We start from the raw sequence: 16,799 nt of genomic DNA, 5'->3' as shown, positions 1-16,799 counted from the left end.
CGTGAGCGGTATGAAGCCAAGGCTTCTTTCTCGTCTTGATGTCAGGGCATTGGGACTTGCAAAAGCCGCACTTTGAGGCCAGCCTATGCGCATGATGGCACGCCGGTCGGCAAAGCAATTGCTTGTCATGCTGCTCGCGGTCTTCCTGACCGCCGGGTTCAGCCTTGCCGGCGCTCAGGCGAGCGTCATGTCGGCGCAGATGATGACGACGACGTCGGACAAAGCCATGGTCATGCACTCCGACGCGGACACGGCCATGTCGTCCGACATGGCTGGCGACTGCAAGGCGTGCCCCAAAGGAGCCGGCGACAAAGGCGATCCTATGCATTGCCCGCCGACCTGCATCGCACCGGTGCTCGCGGTGCTGCCGCAAGGCATCGCCATGAGGATAGTTGCGCGGATGCAGGAGCCGTTGGCGCTACCGACCCCGCTTCTTCACGGGCGAAGTTCCCTGCCCGACCCATACCCTCCAAGACAAGCGATCTGATCTGACGCCGTTTCAGCCGTCCTGCGGCTGATTGTCGGCGCTCGATCGCCCACTGCGCTCATTGTGGCGTAGCGGGCGCGGACAGCAGGTCAATCGATGTCGAGATGCTCGCCGTCGACCGAGATCGCAAAGGGCATAAGGGTGCATTCCGATTTCCATCATTTGATTTCACGCCGCGGGTTTCTCATTGCGGCGGCGGGGGTTGCCGCGTCCGCACCGATGCGTCCGGTACGGGCATCCGCCACGGAGGAACGCCGGATCAAGGTCGCGCCGAGCCAGGCCCGGCTCACCGGCACCGATGGCCCGCAAACCCCAGTGTGGGCCTATGACGGGACAGTTCCCGGCCCAACGCTGCGCCTGCGGCAAAGAGAGCCGGCCCGTATCGTCGTCGACAACGGGCTCGACGAGGACACTACGGTTCATTGGCATGGCATACGATTGCCAAATGCGATGGACGGCGTGCCAGGCCTGACCCAGAAGCCGATCAAGCCGGGCGAGAGCTTCGTCTATGAGTTCACGCCGCCCGATGCCGGCACCTTCTGGTATCATCCTCATGCCGACAGCCTGGTGCAACTTGGCCGCGGCCTTGCCGGCGCACTGATCGTCGAGGAGGCCGAGCCGGTCGCCGTCGACCGCGATCTCTTGTGGCTGCTGCAGGATTGGCGACTTGCCAAGGATGGGCAGATCGCTGCCGGCTTCGGCAACATGATGGATGCGGCGATGTCCGGCCGCGTCGGCAACGTCGTCACCATCAACGGCACGGTGCCGGCCGACCAATTGGTGAAAGCGGGCGAACGGATCAGGCTGCGGCTGGCCAATGCGTCGCTCGCCCGCATCATGGCCTTGCGCTTCGAAGGTCATCGCCCGGTTGTCGTCGCGATCGATGGCCAGCCCTGCGACCCGCACGAACCGGATAGCGGGCGCCTTGTGCTCGCGCCGGCCATGCGCATCGATGTGATGCTCGACATGCAGGGCGATCCGGGCAAGCGCTACGCCGTGATCGACGATTTTTATGATGGCCTCGCCTACACACTGACCACGCTCGCCTATGACGAGGCGCCGCCGCTGCGCGCGCATCCTCTCGACGCGCCTGTCGGCCTGCCGCGCAATCCGCTGCCGGCCCCCGATCTCGCCGGGGCCGAGCGCCAGGAGATCGTGCTGCAAGGCGGCATGATGGGTGGTGGCAAGCTCGCCGGCGTCGGCGGCATGATGGGCATGGGGATGCCCGGTATGAATGGCGAGGCCGCCTGGGCGATCAACGGCACGTCGATGACCGGCGACGGCCACGCCGGCATGGCGCCGCAATTCACGCTGAGACGCGGCACGACCTGTCATCTCACCATGCGCAACGAAACCGCTTGGTGGCATCCGATGCACATCCATGGCTTCAGCATGTCGGTGCTGTCGCGCAATGGTTCGTCGGTGCCGCACCGGCAATGGCAAGACACGGTGCTGCTTGCCCCAAAAGATACGATCGAATGCGCCTTCGTCGCCGACAATCCCGGCGACTGGATGCTGCACTGCCATGTCGCCGACCACCAGATGGCCGGCCTGATGACCGTCTTCCGCGTAACCTGAATCCATTCGTTCAACGAAGGAGAACTGCAATGAAACTGACCTACCGCCTCGCCGCCCTTGCCGCGCTGATCGCAACGCCGCTGCCCGCGGTCGCCGCCACGATCGAAGCGGTGATGTACAAGAACCCGCAATGCAGTTGCTGCGAGTCCTATGCCGCCTATCTCGAGCAGAACGGCTTCAAGGTTGACATCAAGCCGGTCAACAATCTGTCGCAGATCAGCAGCGATGCCGGCGTCCCCGCCGACCTCGAAGGCTGCCACACGCTGATGGTTGACGGCTATGTCATCGACGGCCTAGTGCCGATCGACATCGTCAGGAAGCTTTTGACGGAACGCCCCGCCATATCAGGCATCACCCTGGCCGGCATGCCGACCGGCGCGCCCGGCATGGGCGGCGAGAAGTCAGGGACCTGGACGATCTACGCCTTCACAAAGGACGGCAAGGCGCCGACCGTCTACGCGACGCGGTGAAAACAGTCGTGACCATGAGCAAACTGGCCATGGCCCTGGTTGGCATGCTGCTGGTGTTTTCGCGGTCGGCATCGGCTTCCGAACCGCCGCAGAATTTTGCCGTTCACGAAACCCCGGTGCCGGTGCCAGAAATCAGCTTCGAGGACGGCGATGGTCGACCCCGAAGCCTTGCCGATTTTTCCGGCAAAATCGTGCTGCTCAACATCTGGGCGACATGGTGCGCGCCCTGCCGGAAGGAGATGCCGACGCTCGACCGGCTGCAGGCCGAACTCGGCGGGCCGGATTTCGAGGTCGTCGCGCTGTCGATGGACCGCGCTGGCCCAGACATCGTGAAAAAGTTCTTCGCCGAGATCGGCATCGAGCATCTCGCCCTCAATATCGATACCTCCGGCAAGGCCATGTTCGCCATCGGCACCGTCGGCCTTCCCGCGACCTTGCTGATCGATCGCGACGGCAAGGAAATCGGCCGGCTGATCGGCCCGGCGGAATGGGACGCGCCCGACATGGTCGACTTCATCCGCAGCCGCATCGCTGCCAAGTGAGAAAGGAACAGATATGTCCGGGCCAAAGGCTCGCCGCGTCGCGCCGGCTTTGAACGAAAGCAGGCGTTTGCTGCTACGCGTAATTGCCATCGCGGCGCTGATCGCGGGCTTTGCGTATCCGGCGCAAGCGCACTCGCTCGACGAAGTCGATGCCATGCTTCAGAGCGACGAGAAATATTTCCAGACGCTCGACAGACCGGCGCCCGATTTCACGCTGCGTACCGCCGACGGGCGTGTCGTGCGGTTGGCCGATTTGCGCGGCAAAGTCGTCGTCCTCCACTTCATCTACACATCGTGCCCGGATGTGTGTCCCCTGCATGCCGAGAAGATCGCCGAGATCCAGACGATGGTGAATGCCACGCCGATGAAGGACCAGGTCAGCTTTGTGACCATCACCACCGACCCGACGAGGGACACGCCGGACGTGCTGCGCAATTACGGACCGGCGCACGGGGTCGACCCGGTCAATTGGCTGTTCCTGACCACGACCGCGGGTCAGCCTGAGGATGCGACCCGGAAGCTCGCGGAAGCCTTCGGCCACAAGTTCGCCTTGACCGATGGCGGTTACCAGATGCACGGCACCGTCACGCATGTGATCGACAAACAAGGCCATTGGCGCGCGAATTTCCACGGCCTGAGTTTCGCGGCGGTCAATCTTGTCACCTTCGTCAACGCGCTGACCAACAATGTCGAGCGCCCGCACCATGAGAAGGAAACGGGGTGGTGGGCGAAAATCAAGGGCATGTTCTGAGGCACCATTCGTCTTGACCGAAATTTACGACGAACTAATTCCCATCGGAATCGCCGATGCTCACCGGCGAGGGCGGGCTTCCACCGACCATAGAGGCGACCGCAATGATGAATGGTCCAATGGGTATGTGGATGATGGGCGGCATGGGGCTCACATGGGTCCTGGTGCTTGTCGCCCTTGTGCTCGTGATTGCAGCGCTCCTCAAATACCTGCGAAGCTGACGGGGCTGACGATCGCGACCCGAAGAGCGACAGGACCGCGATAGGAGAAAGGATCGCGGACAGGTGAAATTCCCAGTCCGCAAGCACGGTTTTACCGACGAGCAGATCGTGGACGCGCCGAACCTGCGGGACGGCTGCGGCGGGGCATCCAAATTGCCACACCCGGGTTGACCTTCTAGCTACAGGAAGGTTTACTTTCCCACTGACCAAGGAGATTTTCATCATGAACATTGGTATCGCATCCGAAAAATCCGGCCTGCCGTCCAAGACGATACGCTACTACGAGGACATCGGGCTTTTGCGCCCGGCCCGGACGGAGAATGGCTATCGTGACTATTCGGCAGACGACATCCACCGCTTGCGATTTCTGCAGCGCTCGCGCAGCCTGGGTTTTTCGGTCGACGAGTGCCGCCAGTTGCTGTCGCTCTATCAAGACAGGGACCGCGACAGCGCCGACGTGAAGGCCATTGCCAAAGCCAAGCTCGTGGAGATCGACAGGAAGATCGCCGAGCTGGTGGGATTGCGCGGCCTGCTGCATCATCTGGTTGAGCATTGCCATGGCGACGAGCGGCCGGACTGCCCGATCATCGACGAACTGGCGGGAGAAGGCCTGGTTCAGTGAAATGGACCGCCGCCACCGTGATGCTGTCGCTTGCCTGCGCCTCCGCGGTGGTGGCCGCGGCTGGACCTGACCCAATCATTGCGACGCGCCAGTCCTCGATGAAGGAGATGGCCGCCGCCGCGAAAACGATCGCCGCGATGTTCGACGGCAAGCTGGCCTATGACGCCGCGGCGTTCAAGGCGGCGGCCGAGACCATCCGCGCCCGCACCGGCCCTACGCTTATCACGGAATTTCCGAGCGCGACATTGGGCGCGCCTTCGGGCGCCAAGTTGGAAATCGATCAAGCCCGTTCGGAATTCGAGGCTCTGGCCCGTCACATCGGGACGCTGGCCACCACGCTTGCCACCAAGGCCGAGCGGGCGCCCGCCAGCATCACCGACGACATGAGGATGGGTACCGGCCCGGCGATGGGCGGCGGCAGTCTGCTTGGCAAGCGGCCGGCAGCGGCGCAAGCCGATCCTGCCAAGGCTCCTGCCGAGCACCTGTTGCATCTTATCCTGCAGGATTGCTCAAGCTGTCATTCGAAGTTCCGGCAGAAGGTCCTGTGAGGGCCCGACCGAGCACGTTTTGATCAGTCGACGTTCCAGCTAATGTCCCGGCCCGGCGCTTAATTCGCTGCGGCGCCAGGCGGCCGGCGAGATTCCCACCGAGCGCTTGAACTCGCGCCCGAAATGATAGACGTCGCAGAAGCCGCAGGCTTCGGCGATCTCGGCCAGCTTCTGGTCGCTCTGCACCAGCAGCGATTGCGCCTGCATCAGCCGCTCGCGCATCAGCCACTGATGCGGGCTTGTCCGCAGATGTTTTTGGAACAGCCGCCGGATCTGCGAGGGACCGAGCCCGGTAACGGCGAACAGGTCGGGTGCCGTCCAGGCGAAGCCGGGTTCACCGCGCATGGCGTCCAGGGCAGCGGCTAGCGGCTTCGGCAAATCATCAGGACCGGAGCCGGCGAGCGCCCGGTCGACCAAAAGCACGAATTCGGCGACCAGTTGGTTGAGCCTGAAATCAAGGCTGGCGTCGCGCCGCCGCAACGCGGCAAACAGCCGCTCGAACCACGCGACTGGACTCATGGCTTCCGGGAACACGGCCCGCAAGGTCCCCTCTCCGAACAGCTTGCGCCGCAGGATCCCCGGGTCCGGGCCGTCGAGCCTGAACCAGAGCAGGCTCCACGGATCGTGCTCGTCGGCGGCATGCACATGCGGCGCCTCGTTGGCCATCCACACCAGTTGGCCCGGCCGCACCTCCAGCCGCTGTCCCAACGTCTCCACGATACCGTGGCCCGACAGGCAATAGAGGATGTCCTGGCCGGGATAGGTCGCGCGTTCTATCCGGTAATCCGGCGCCGCGGCGACCTTGCCGGCGCGCAGCACGCTAAACGCCGTGCGCGTCCATCCGGCCGCCGGCACATAGTGGAAACTCTCGAGAACCGACGTTCTTCCTCGCATGCGCGTTTTATACAAAAACTGCGCGGTGCTGTCCATTTTGTTCCCTGCCAAGCACCGCTAAGGTTGCTTTCAAGAGGCAGGCGAGGTCGGCATTCAGTTGCATGGACCCGCTCTTCCCAAGGCCCTCGAGGCGCATCGCGCCACTGAGGGCCCGTTCGCGAAGACCAGGGAGGCAAGACGATGCTCGCGATGACCAAGGAAGAAACGGAACACTACATCAGCGACGGGTACATTATCCGCAAGGGGCTGCTGAGCGTGGCCGAGGTGGACGATTTTCGTGACCACGCACGCAGGCAGCTCGAGGCGGAGACCAGGAGCGGAGCCGTCATGGCCAAGGGCGACAAGGAAGGCAAGACCACCCTCCTGAAGATGTGGACCAAGGCCGAGGACGACAAATACGGTCTTCTGGCGCGCGACGAGCGCATGGTCGATCTCGCCCAGGATGCCGTCGGCAAACCCATCTATCTCTACAGCCACAAGATGACGATGAAGCAACCCAATGAGGGCGGCGCCTGGGAATGGCATCAGGATTTCGGCTATTGGTACAATTACGGCTGCCTCGCGCCGGAGATGATGAGCATCTATGTCGCGCTCGACAAGGCGACCCGCGAAAATGGCTGCCTGCAGGTGCTCAAGGGTTCGCACAAGCTCGGCCGCCTCAACCACATCCGCGAGAACGACCAGACCAATGTCGAGCAGGAGCATCTGGAAGCGGCGCTGAAGCGCTACGAGCATATCTATGTCGAGATGGAAGCCGGCGACGCGCTGATCTTCGACGGCAATCTGCTGCACCGCTCCGACGCCAATCGTTCGGACACCTATCGCTGGGGCTATATCTGCTCCTACAACGCCATCGAGAACGCGCCGTTCAAGAAGGTGCGCGAATACGGAAATTACGACGAATTGCATAAGGTGCCTGCCGGTTCGTTCCGCAAGGCGTCCTGACGTCGACAGCAAGGCACGGGCGATCGCGCCCGCACCAACCATGATTGGAAAGATCGTGGAAAGGCAGGGGAGATAGAGCCGCATCCTGATTCTGTTTGGGAATAGGCTCTCATGCATCGACCCGCACACGAGCTCGGTTCGGGTCGAGGATGGAACCGGAAGAGGAGTGGCGGTGCCGGTCGTGACCGGCGGTTCGCCACACACAGGGAGGATGCTGTATGGCCGATGCGGTCAGGACCGGCGCGCGCGCGCCAGCCGCGGACCGATTGACGCTGGCGCGGCTGTTGCGGGCGCGCGAAGCTGGCGTGTTCATCGCGCTGCTCGTGCTATGCCTGTTTTTGTCCTTCGCCACCGACGGGTTCCTGACGTCGCTGAACCTGCTCAATGTCGGTCGCCAGATCTCACTGCTCGGGATCATGGCGGTCGGCATGACATTCGTGCTGATCGCCGGCGAGGTCGACCTGTCGGTCGGCTCGACCTACGCATTCTCCGGCCTCGCCACCGGCATGCTGATCATCGCCGGCTGGGCGCTTCTACCGGCGATCGGCGTCGGCCTGCTCACCGGCGTCGCCATCGGGCTCGTCAACGGCGTGCTTTCCACCTATGGCCGGCTGCCGTCGCTGATTGCGACGCTCGGCATGCTGTCGATCGTGCGCGGTGCTGCCCTCATCCTGACCAACGGCCAGCCGGTGACGGTGAACGCCCGCAACGGCGCCCTGCCCGAGGTCCTGCAGACGTTCGGCTTCATGGGCCAGGGCTATCTATTCAGCATCATCCCGATGCAGCTGGTGTTTTTCGTCATCATCGCAGCACTTGCCTGGGTGGTGCTGTCATTCTCCAATTTCGGATTCCGGGTCTACGCCGTCGGCGGCAGCGCCAAGGCCGCGCGTGTTTCAGGCATTTCCGTCAACTCGGTCAAGATCTGCGCTTTCGTGCTGATGGGCGTGCTAGCGGCCTTCGCCGGCATTTTGAGCCTGGCCTTCCTGCCAAGCGGTCAGGCCGGACGCACCGGTCTCGGCCTGGAACTCGACGTCATCGCCGCGACGATCGTCGGCGGCGCCTCGCTTTCGGGCGGCGAAGGCACGATCCTCGGCACCATTCTCGGCGTCCTGATCATCGGCGTGATGCGCAACGGACTGGTGCTGATGGGCGTATCGCCTTTCGTCCAGGAACTGATGATCGGTCTGGTCATCATCATAGCGGTCGGCATCGACAAATGGAGCACGCGCCGGCCGAGCTGAAGCAGGAAAACCAAAGCAACAGGCCAGTCAAAAGGCCAACAACAGGGAGGACTATCCATGAAACTCAGACATGTCATTCTCGCAGCCGCGCTCAGCCTGTTGCCGCTGTCGGCCCATGCCGGCGCCAAGCTGGCCGATTTCGCATTGGCCGACCGCATCAAGGCCAAGATCGCCGCCGGCGAGCCGCTCGACATCTACGTCTCCTACCACGACGTCTCCAACGAATTCGCGCCGTTCATGAAGGCCGGGGTCGAGCGCGCCGCCAAGGAGGACAAGGTCGGCGCTCAATTCATCGGCCCCGTCGGCGCCGACGCCGACGGCCAGATCAGCGAGATCGAGACGCTGATGGGCAAGATGGACGGACTTGCTATCTCGTCGGTCTCGACCGATGCGCTGGCGCCACTGATCGACCGGGTCATCGCCGCCGGCATCCCGGTCGTGACCTTCAACACCGACAATCCCGAAAGCAAGCGCCTCGCCTTCGCCGGCCAGGACCTCGTCCAGTCCGGCCGCGAGGCCGGCAAGCTAATGGCCAAGGTGCTGGGCGGCAAGGGCAAGGTGATGATCACCACGATCGACGCCGCCGCCCAGTGGTCGCTCGACCGCGAGAAGGGCGCGCGCGAGGCGCTCACCGCCGAGCCCGGCATCGAGGTGGTCTCAACGCTCAACACCGGCACCGATCCGCAGAAGATCTATGCGGCAATCGAGAACGCCATGCTGGCCAACCCAGCGATATCGGGCGTGCTGTCGCTCGAATGCTGCTCGACGCCGGCCGCCGGCACCTGGGTCGAGCGCAACAACGCGGCCGACAAGGTCAAGGTGGTCGGCTTCGACCTGCTCGACCAGACGGTGCAACTCGTCCAGGACGGCAATGTCGAGGCGACGATCGACCAGGCGCCGGAGAAGCAGGGCTTTGCCGCGGTCGACCTGATCGTCCAGTTCCTCAAGGGTCAGCCGATCGAGAATCTCGACACCGGCGTCGGCGTCTACACCAAGGAAAACATCGCCGAGGTCGCCAAGAAGTAACAAGCCAGCGTGACGGGAGTTGCCGGCCTTGGGTCGGCAGCTCTTCGTCCAGCCAGCCCATGACAGAGCAACAGAGCCCTGCCCCCATCGTCGAGATCTCCGGCCTGACCAAGCGGTTTCCCGGGGTGCTGGCGCTCGACCGCATTTCCGTCGATTTCCGCCCCTGCGAGGTGCATGCCGTCATCGGCGAGAACGGCGCCGGCAAATCGACCTTGATGAACATCCTTGCCGGCGATCTGCAGCCGGACGGCGGTGAAATCCGCATCGACGGCGAGGAGGCCACCATCGCCTCGCCGCTGGCCAGCCGGGCCGCCGGCATCACCGTGGTCTATCAGGAACTGGCGCTCTGCCCGACGCTGACCATCGCCGACAACATCATGATGTCGGACATGGCGGCGCGGTCGGCCGTGTCGTTGGTGCCGCGCGAGGAGATGCGGCGCGAGGCGCGCGCCGCCTTGACCCGCCTCGGCATGGGCAAGCTCGACCCCGACACCAAGGTTAGCCGGCTTTCCGTGGCCGAAATGCAGCTGGTCGAGATTGCCGGCGCCATCCGCCAGCGTGCCCGCCTGCTTGTCCTCGACGAGCCCAATTCGGCGCTTTCCAAGCGCGAGAGCGAGCGGCTGTTCGATATCGTCAGGCAATTGCGCAGCGAGGGCGTCACCGTCATCTACGTCTCACATCATCTGAAGGAAGTGCTCGACCTTGCCGACCGCATCACCGTGATGCGCGACGGGCGCACCATCGAGACGCTGGACAATGACGGCCTGTCGGAAGACCGGCTGATCCGCGCCATGGTCGGCCGCGAGCTCGACACCGCGACCCAGTGGTCGTTGCAACCCGAGGCGCGGTCGGATGCCGCGCCGATCGTGCTCTCCGTCGAGAAGCTGACCGCACCGGGGCTGGATGAGCTGAGTTTTAGCGCCCGCGCGGGCGAAATCCTCGGCATTGGCGGCCTGCCCGATTCCGGCAAGGACACGCTCGGCGAGGCCCTGTTCGGACTATGCGGCCGCAGCGGTCGCATCACCATCGACGGCAAGGAGTTGCGCGCAGCCGACCCGCACGCCTCGATCCGCAACGGCATGGCGCTGGTACCGGCGGACCGGCGCGGCGCGGGCGCGCTTTTGTCGATGAGCGTCGCCAACAATGTCGTCTCGGCCTCGCTGCCGCGCTTTTCGCTCGCCGGCTTCATGCGGCGCGGCGCGGTCGGCCGCGAAGCCCGCGCGCAGGTCGCCCGGCTCGACGCGCGCATTTCACATCTCGGGCAGAAACTGGCGACTTTGTCGGGCGGCAACCAGCAGAAGATCATCCTCGGGCGTAGCCTCGTCACCAATCCACGCGTGCTGGTCCTGCACGAGCCGACGCGCGGCGTCGATGTTGGCGCCAAGGCCGAGATCTATGCCATCCTGCGCGGCATCGCCGGCGAAGGCGTGGCGGTGGTGATGATCTCGTCGGAGATTCCGGAATTGATCATGAACGCCGAACGCGTTCTGGTGCTGCGCAACGGCCGGATCTCGGGTGAACTGACCGGCGCCGGCATCAACGAGGAAGCGATCCTGGCCCGCGCCATGGCGTCCTGAACGAGGGCATTGATGACACCACCCAAAATCACAATCGTCGGCAGTTTCGCGGTCGGTCTGACCATGCGGGCGCCCAAGCTGCCGATTTTCGGCGAGACGATGCTCGGCACCGATTTCGACATGGGGCCGGGCGGCAAGGGTTCGAACCAGGCCGTCGCCACCGCAAGGCTGGGCGCCGCCTCGTCGCTGCTCGCCATCATCGGCACCGACAAGCTGGCCGGCATCGCCACCGATCTCTACGCCGCCGAAGGCGTCGACTCGAGCCTGGTCACGACGCGTGCGGAGCGCGCCACCGGCGTCGGCTTTATCATCCTCAACGACAGGGGCGAGAACTTCATCATCCTCGACATGGGCGCCAACGAGCTGATGGATGCCGAGACCGTCGACTTGGGCGAACGGCGCATCGCCGAGAGCGACGTCGTCATGACGGTGCTCGAAGTGCCGATCGCTGCCGCTGCCCGCGCCATGGAGCTCGGCCGCAAGCATGGCGCCCGCACGATCCTCAATCCCGCACCGGCGCGCCAGCTTCCCGACGCGATCTTCGCCTCCGTCGACTATCTGACGCCGAACGAGAGCGAGCTGCGCATTCTGCTCAGCCTGCCGGCCGACGATCCACGCTCATCGCGCGAGCTCGCTGGCGAGTTGCGCCGCCGCGGCGTCGGCAACGTGGTGGTGACCTTGGGCCGGAGTGGCGCGCTGATCCTGACCGACGAGCTCGATGTGATGGTGCCGGCAGTGCCGGTCACCGTCGTCGACACGACCGGCGCCGGCGATGCATTCAATTCGGGCTTTGCGGTGGCGCTCGCCGAAGGCCGCGACATCGTCGACGCTGTCCGCTTCGGCGTCGTCTGTGGCGCGATCGCCTGCACCGAGCTCGGCGTCATTCCCGGCCTGCCTCAGCGGGCCAAGGCTGACGCGCTCTACGCCCAGGCCCTCAAGACAACATGGAAGGAAGCGACATGAACCGAAACCGGCTGCTCAATGCCGAACTGGCGCACGCCATCGCCTCGATGGGTCATGGCGACCTGATGATCGTCTGCGATGCAGGCTTTCCGATCCCCTCGACCGCCTGGCGCATCGACCTCGCCATCTCGCCTGACGTGCCGGATCTCGAAACCGTGCTGGCGCCGATCGCAGCCAATTTCATCGCCGAGCGTGTTGGCTATGCCGATACGCTGCCAGTGCACAACGCGCCGCTGCTGGCCAAGCTGAAGCGGCTGTTCCCCGACGCCGATTTCGAGACCACCAAGCACGAGACCATCCTCGGCGAGATGGCGGCAAAGGCGAAGGTTATCGTGCGCACCGGCGCCTTCGATCCGTGGGGCAACATCCTGCTTTATTCCGGCGTCGACGTGCCGGCCTGGTTCTCCAAGCCGGGTGTCGTCGCGCCGGACTATTACGCCAAGAAGCTGAAAGGCTGAGATGCCGCGCATCTTTGATTTCGGCGGCCGCGAGGTCGAGCGCAGTGTAACCGTCGCGGATCTGCGCGCGCTCAAGGGGACCGGGCGCCATGTCGCCCAGGTGACGGCGGAAACGGCGGATGAGGCGGCAGCTGCCGAGGCCGCCGGCGTCGAGATGGTCGTCTGCCGCGCCGCCAACGTTTTGCGCGTGCGTGAAGGGTCGCGCCGCGTCTTCGTCACCGCAGCCCTCGGCTTCGCCGAAGCCGTCACCGGCGACGAGATCCTGCGCACGGCCTTTCGCGCCATCACCTCCGGCGCCGATGCAGTGATCACCGGGCGCGGCTATGACAGCGTCCGGCTGCTCGCCGATGAACAGATTCCGGTCATGGGGCATCTCGGCTTCGTGCCGCGCAAATCCACCTGGGTCGGCGGCATCAGGGCGGTCGGCAAGACCGCCGTAGAGGCGCTGGAATTGTGGGACCGTTTCCGGCGGCTCGAGGATGCCGGCGCCTTCGCCGTCGAGTGCGAAGTCATCCCGGCTCAGGTGATGGCGGAAATCAACCGCCGCACCTCGCTGGTCACCGTGTCGCTCGGCTCGGGCACCGAGGCGGATGTCATCTTCCTGTTCACCTCCGACATTTGCGGTGAGAGCACCCGCCTGCCACGCCACGCGCGTGCCTGGGGCAATCTGGCTGCCTTGCACCAAGCTGTCAGGGACGCACGGATCGAGGCGCTGTCGGGGTTCCGCAAGGAAGTTGCCGGCGGTGGCTATCCCAGCGACGCTGAAGTCGCCGGCATTACCGAAGCGGAGTTCGAGGAATTTCGCGCGCGTCTCGAAGCAACGCGAAATTAGAGTCCAAAAGCTCGCCATCGGCGAAGCAGCCGATCTCCCCCTTGCGAGCAGGGCAATCGCATTTGGATTCTTGCGAAGATGGACCCCACCCTAACCCTCCCCACAAGGGGGAGGGAACGCTGCCGCTGCCCTTACTTTCCCTTTGCCGCCGAAAGGCAGGCAATTTGCCGAGGTCAGCGCCAACTGAAGTCTCCCTCCCCCTTGTGGGGAGGGGTTAGGGGTGGGGGTACATCGTAGAGCGAAAGCCTCGGCTTTCCACCTGCGATGACCCTGCCCTTGCGAGGGAGATCGGATGTCGCTTCCGCTTTCGCCAAACCGTGAAGCGATTGCCCGTTGTTGCCTTCCAGTAAAACTTGATAATTTCCATCATGATATATATCAAGGCGAATGGTTCATGGCACTACAGGGAAACGGGAAGTGGCCTTCGCACCACGCATGGAAAGTCGCATCCAAGGTTTTTCCGTCATTGGCGGCCTGAAAGGGCATGTCTGGGACGGCGTCGTCGCCGACCTCTGGGACGTTGCGTGCGGGGAGCAAGCGGGAGGCTATTATGTCTCTCCCGACCCCCGGCTCTTTGTCGCGCTGGATGTGGATGGCGACGGCGCCTTTTTCGTCGAGGGTTCGCAGGGCGAATTGCGCCGTCACGACCGGGCATTTTCGATGGCCTATATACCGGCCGGGGTCCCCATCAGAGGCAGGGTCGAGGGCCTGCACCGCATCAAGCACCTCGATCTGCACTTCGACGAGGCAGCGCTGACGCGCCGTTTCGGCGGCAGCCTGGACCGCGACGCCTTGCATGTGGCGCGGTTTCAGTTTCGCGACGACCGGATCGCCATGCTTGCCGGCCTGATCGCGGCCGAATGCAACAGCGGCCAGCCGATGCACGATCTCTACGGCGAGGGCTTGCTGAACGCATTGTTCGCCGGACTTTTCGAGATCGGCCAACCGGGCCGACAGCGGCGGCGCTCGCCGCTGTCTCGTCGAAAACTGCGCCTGGTCACCGACTACATCGACGCGCATTGCCTGGGCAAGATCCGTCTCGCCGATCTGGCCGCGCTGACCGGCCTGTCGGAAACCGCAACTAGCCACGCGTTCAAGGCGGCTACGGGTATACCGCCGCACCGTTGGCAGATGCAGGCACGGGTTCGAAAAATTCAGACAATGATGGCGCATGAATCCGCATCACTCGGCGATATCGCGGAAGCAACCGGCTTTTTCGATCAGGCCCATCTGACGCGAGTGTTCAAATCCGTCGTCGGATTGACGCCTGGTGCGTGGATGAAGAGTGCCGGCAGGCGCGGCAAGATTTCCGCAACATGAAATCGCAATATCGGCCTTTTGGGACAAAAACCGACAAACTGCGCAAATCCATCCAATGACCCCGACATAAGCTGAGGTAAACAGTCAGGTATATGCGTTCGAGAACCCTGGGGTTTGCCTTATGAACAGAATCTGCCGGATGAAGCCGCTGTTGGCGGGCGTCGCCCTCGCTTTGATTCCGCCCGTGAGCGCGTTCGCCCAGCAAAACAACACCCAGCTAGAACCCGTGGTGGTCGAGGGCGAGGCCGGCGACAGCGCGACCGGACCGGTCGACGGCGTCGTTGCCAAGGAGACAAAGACCGGGTCCAAGACCGCGACCAAACTCACCGAGATCCCGCAATCCGTCTCGGTGATCGGACGGCAGGAAATCGACGATCAGGGAGCGCAGAAGATCGACGAGTCGCTGCGATATACGGCCGGCGTTTTCACGCAGCCCTTCGGCCCCGACAGCGACACCAACTGGATTTTCATCCGTGGCTTCCAGGCGACGGACACCGGCATCTACATGGATGGCCTGCAGCTGTTCAGCTATGGCTTCGGTGGATTTTACGTCGATTCCTTCGGGATCGAGCGCATCGAAGTGCTGAAAGGTCCGGCCTCGGTGCTCTATGGCGGCAGCAATCCGGGCGGCATCGTGAACTATGTCAGCAAGCGTCCCGACGGCAGGCAGCGCTATGTCGAAACCGGCGTCAACGACGCCGGTAGGGCCTATCTCGGCTTCGACATCGGCGACGTGTCCGGCGACGGCGTGGTCAGCTATCGCGTCAACGGTCGCGTCGCCGGCGGCGACACCTATAGCGATCTGCAGGACGGCTGGCGCGGCTTCATCTCGCCAAGCATCACCTGGCAGCCCGACGAGCAGACCCGGCTGACGGTGCTCGCGAATTTCAGCCACATCGACGAGAACCACAATGGCGGCAACTTCCTGCCTTATGACGGAACGGTGGTGGATCACATAGTCGGCGGCGTCAACTACGGACGCATCGATCCCGACGCCAACTTCACAGAACCGTCCATCGATCTCTACAAGCGCGAACAGGGCTCGATCGGCTACGAGTTCGAGCACACGTTAGACAATGACTGGACGGTGCGCTCGAACGCTCGCTTCGGCGCAGCGAGCATCGATGAAGTGAGCGTCTATCCAAACGGCTGGTCGACCATCGGAGGGCCTACTGACTTGGCCCGCATAAATTTCGACCATGACACCGACGTCGTAACCTTCCTCATGGACAACCAGATCGAGGGCAAAGTCGAAACCGGCCCGATCGAACATACGATTCTCGTCGGTGTGGACTTCAAATATTACAACATCGACCAGGTGCAGTCGTCTGGCCTCTTCGATCTAAACTATGACAATCCCATAGATGCGTTCGACCCGATCTATGGCTCGCCACTGACGCCTCGCGTCAGCTACCTCAACCAGGATCTGACGCAGAAGCAGCTCGGCATTTATGCGCAGGACCAGCTTCGCTTCGGCGATGGCTGGCTGGTGACGCTGAATGGCCGCTACGATCGCGGCTGGCTCGAAGCTGACAACCGCCCGACCTACTATTCGGAGACCTTCGGCCTTCCCGTCATCGACCAGAGCAGCACCGTTGGCGATTTCTCCGGCCGCGCTGGTCTCGCCTATGAGTTCGACAACGGCATCACTCCTTATGCCAGCATCGCCACCTTCTTTAATCCGATCATCGGAACCGACGCGAATGGCGACCTGTTCAAGCCGGAAGAGGGCGTGCAGTATGAGGTGGGCGTCAAGTATGAACCGACCTTCATCGATGGCCTGTTCACCCTGTCGGTCTTCGACCTCACACGCCAGAACGTGGCCATCGCCAGCGACACCGATCCTTTTGCCCAGGTCCAGGCCGACGAGCTGCGCTCTCGCGGTGTGGAGCTCGAAGGCAAGGTGAACGTCACCGACGATCTCAGGGTGACTGCGGCGCTAACCGCCTATGATATCGACTTCACCAAGAGCGACGACCCAGACCTGATCGGCAAGACGCCTTTCATCGTGCCCGAAGTCATGGTCTCGGCGTCGGTTGACTACACCTTCCGCGGCGATTGGTATGACGGCATCTCGATCGGCGCCGGTGTACGCCATCTCGGCTCCTCATGGGCTGACAACGAGAACACGGCGAAGGTGCCGGCCGTCACGCTGGCCGACCTGAAGCTCGGCTACGAGAAGGAGAACTGGGGCGTCGACCTCAACATCACCAATCTCTTCGACAAAACATATGTGGCAAGCTGCCAGACGACTCTGACCTGTGCCTATGGCGAAGGCCGGTCGTTCAAGCTGAAGGCCCATACGACTTGGTAGCTATCGGCTG

Annotated in this window: 17 protein-coding genes; 16 read left to right on the top strand and 1 reads right to left on the bottom strand. The window is 63.4% G+C overall.

The genetic code is table 11. The features are described from left to right. Nucleotides 1-91: 91 nt before the first annotated feature. The 7 genes from CIT25_RS32525 to CIT25_RS32495 all read left to right on the top strand — a co-directional run bounded on the left by CIT25_RS32525 (nt 92) and on the right by CIT25_RS32495 (nt 5,219). A complete protein-coding gene (locus tag CIT25_RS32525; RefSeq protein ID WP_245330098.1) occupies nt 92-487 on the top strand; it encodes a hypothetical protein in 396 nt (131 codons plus the stop codon). Between the two features lie 96 nt (nt 488-583). Next, nucleotides 584-2,065, top strand: coding sequence for a multicopper oxidase family protein (locus tag CIT25_RS32520; protein ID WP_095489165.1), 1,482 nt, complete (start codon nt 584-586; stop codon nt 2,063-2,065). Nucleotides 2,066-2,094: 29 nt separating this feature from the next. Then, the gene (locus tag CIT25_RS32515; RefSeq protein WP_095489164.1) at nt 2,095-2,535 is read left to right on the top strand and encodes a DUF411 domain-containing protein; all 441 of its coding nucleotides are present in this window, start codon (nt 2,095-2,097) and stop codon (nt 2,533-2,535) included. Between the two features lie 14 nt (nt 2,536-2,549). Further along, nucleotides 2,550-3,077, top strand: a complete 528-nt coding sequence (locus CIT25_RS32510; RefSeq protein ID WP_095489265.1) for a TlpA family protein disulfide reductase — start codon at nt 2,550-2,552, stop codon at nt 3,075-3,077. 67 nt (nt 3,078-3,144) lie between these two features. After that, complete coding sequence (locus CIT25_RS32505; protein ID WP_342587127.1) at nt 3,145-3,828, top strand: SCO family protein; 684 nt, start codon at nt 3,145-3,147, stop codon at nt 3,826-3,828. A gap of 444 nt (nt 3,829-4,272) precedes the next feature. Beyond that, complete coding sequence (gene cueR / locus CIT25_RS32500; RefSeq protein WP_095489162.1) at nt 4,273-4,671, top strand: Cu(I)-responsive transcriptional regulator; 399 nt, start codon at nt 4,273-4,275, stop codon at nt 4,669-4,671. Further along, on the top strand, nt 4,668-5,219 hold the full coding sequence (locus CIT25_RS32495; protein WP_245330097.1) for a cytochrome c: 552 nt from the start codon (nt 4,668-4,670) through the stop codon (nt 5,217-5,219). The genes cueR and CIT25_RS32495 overlap by 4 nt, the downstream gene beginning before the upstream one ends. Before the next feature lie 39 nt (nt 5,220-5,258). On the opposite strand, the gene CIT25_RS32490 is transcribed toward CIT25_RS32495, so the two are convergent. Further along, entirely contained in the window at nt 5,259-6,113 is an 855-nt protein-coding gene (locus tag CIT25_RS32490) for an AraC family transcriptional regulator (protein WP_245330096.1), read from the bottom strand. Nucleotides 6,114-6,293: 180 nt separating this feature from the next. Here CIT25_RS32490 and CIT25_RS32485 point away from each other — a divergent pair, with 180 nt between their 5' ends. The 9 genes from CIT25_RS32485 (at nt 6,294) to CIT25_RS32445 (ending at nt 16,789) form a co-directional block, all read left to right on the top strand. Next, nucleotides 6,294-7,058: a phytanoyl-CoA dioxygenase family protein gene (locus tag CIT25_RS32485; RefSeq protein WP_095489160.1), complete on the top strand. Its 765-nt coding sequence runs from the start codon at nt 6,294-6,296 to the stop codon at nt 7,056-7,058. Between the two features lie 218 nt (nt 7,059-7,276). After that, a complete protein-coding gene (locus tag CIT25_RS32480) occupies nt 7,277-8,299 on the top strand; it encodes an ABC transporter permease (protein ID WP_095489159.1) in 1,023 nt (340 codons plus the stop codon). A 57-nt stretch (nt 8,300-8,356) separates the two neighbouring features. Further along, on the top strand, nt 8,357-9,325 hold the full coding sequence (locus CIT25_RS32475) for a sugar ABC transporter substrate-binding protein (protein WP_095489158.1): 969 nt from the start codon (nt 8,357-8,359) through the stop codon (nt 9,323-9,325). A 59-nt stretch (nt 9,326-9,384) separates the two neighbouring features. After that, nucleotides 9,385-10,902, top strand: a complete 1,518-nt coding sequence (locus CIT25_RS32470; RefSeq protein WP_095489157.1) for a sugar ABC transporter ATP-binding protein — start codon at nt 9,385-9,387, stop codon at nt 10,900-10,902. 12 nt (nt 10,903-10,914) lie between these two features. Further along, nucleotides 10,915-11,865 carry a ribokinase gene (locus CIT25_RS32465; RefSeq protein ID WP_095489156.1) on the top strand — a complete coding sequence of 317 codons (951 nt, stop codon included), beginning with the start codon at nt 10,915-10,917 and terminating at the stop codon, nt 11,863-11,865. Continuing rightward, nucleotides 11,862-12,323 carry a D-ribose pyranase gene (rbsD, locus tag CIT25_RS32460; protein ID WP_095489155.1) on the top strand — a complete coding sequence of 154 codons (462 nt, stop codon included), beginning with the start codon at nt 11,862-11,864 and terminating at the stop codon, nt 12,321-12,323. The genes CIT25_RS32465 and rbsD overlap by 4 nt, the downstream gene beginning before the upstream one ends. A 1-nt stretch (nt 12,324) precedes the next feature. Further along, entirely contained in the window at nt 12,325-13,155 is an 831-nt protein-coding gene (locus CIT25_RS32455; protein WP_095489154.1) for a 3-methyl-2-oxobutanoate hydroxymethyltransferase, read from the top strand. A 417-nt stretch (nt 13,156-13,572) separates the two neighbouring features. Beyond that, nucleotides 13,573-14,475 carry a helix-turn-helix domain-containing protein gene (locus CIT25_RS32450; protein WP_245330095.1) on the top strand — a complete coding sequence of 301 codons (903 nt, stop codon included), beginning with the start codon at nt 13,573-13,575 and terminating at the stop codon, nt 14,473-14,475. Nucleotides 14,476-14,614: 139 nt separating this feature from the next. After that, a complete protein-coding gene (locus CIT25_RS32445; RefSeq protein WP_095489152.1) occupies nt 14,615-16,789 on the top strand; it encodes a TonB-dependent siderophore receptor in 2,175 nt (724 codons plus the stop codon). Nucleotides 16,790-16,799 lie beyond the last annotated feature (10 nt).

It is taken from the genome of Mesorhizobium mediterraneum, from assembly GCF_002284565.1.
Classification (GTDB): Bacteria; Pseudomonadota; Alphaproteobacteria; order Rhizobiales; family Rhizobiaceae; genus Mesorhizobium; species Mesorhizobium mediterraneum.
Note: the sequence above shows the minus strand (reverse complement) of the source record. Positions and strands in the feature narration are given on the sequence as shown.

Bases quoted from the DNA above. Each gene is read 5' to 3' on its own strand.
- CIT25_RS32525 (WP_245330098.1), top strand. From the start codon at position 92: ATGATGGCACGCCGGTCGGCAAAGCAATTGCTTGTCATGCTGCTCGCG.
- CIT25_RS32520 (WP_095489165.1), top strand. From the start codon at position 584: ATGTCGAGATGCTCGCCGTCGACCGAGATCGCAAAGGGCATAAGGGTG.
- CIT25_RS32515 (WP_095489164.1), top strand. From the start codon at position 2,095: ATGAAACTGACCTACCGCCTCGCCGCCCTTGCCGCGCTGATCGCAACG.
- CIT25_RS32510 (WP_095489265.1), top strand. From the start codon at position 2,550: ATGAGCAAACTGGCCATGGCCCTGGTTGGCATGCTGCTGGTGTTTTCG.
- cueR (WP_095489162.1), top strand. From the start codon at position 4,273: ATGAACATTGGTATCGCATCCGAAAAATCCGGCCTGCCGTCCAAGACG.
- CIT25_RS32490 (WP_245330096.1), bottom strand. From the start codon at position 6,113: ATGCGAGGAAGAACGTCGGTTCTCGAGAGTTTCCACTATGTGCCGGCG.
- CIT25_RS32485 (WP_095489160.1), top strand. From the start codon at position 6,294: ATGCTCGCGATGACCAAGGAAGAAACGGAACACTACATCAGCGACGGG.
- CIT25_RS32480 (WP_095489159.1), top strand. From the start codon at position 7,277: ATGGCCGATGCGGTCAGGACCGGCGCGCGCGCGCCAGCCGCGGACCGA.
- CIT25_RS32475 (WP_095489158.1), top strand. From the start codon at position 8,357: ATGAAACTCAGACATGTCATTCTCGCAGCCGCGCTCAGCCTGTTGCCG.
- CIT25_RS32470 (WP_095489157.1), top strand. From the start codon at position 9,385: ATGACAGAGCAACAGAGCCCTGCCCCCATCGTCGAGATCTCCGGCCTG.
- CIT25_RS32465 (WP_095489156.1), top strand. From the start codon at position 10,915: ATGACACCACCCAAAATCACAATCGTCGGCAGTTTCGCGGTCGGTCTG.
- rbsD (WP_095489155.1), top strand. From the start codon at position 11,862: ATGAACCGAAACCGGCTGCTCAATGCCGAACTGGCGCACGCCATCGCC.
- CIT25_RS32455 (WP_095489154.1), top strand. From the start codon at position 12,325: ATGCCGCGCATCTTTGATTTCGGCGGCCGCGAGGTCGAGCGCAGTGTA.
- CIT25_RS32445 (WP_095489152.1), top strand. From the start codon at position 14,615: ATGAAGCCGCTGTTGGCGGGCGTCGCCCTCGCTTTGATTCCGCCCGTG.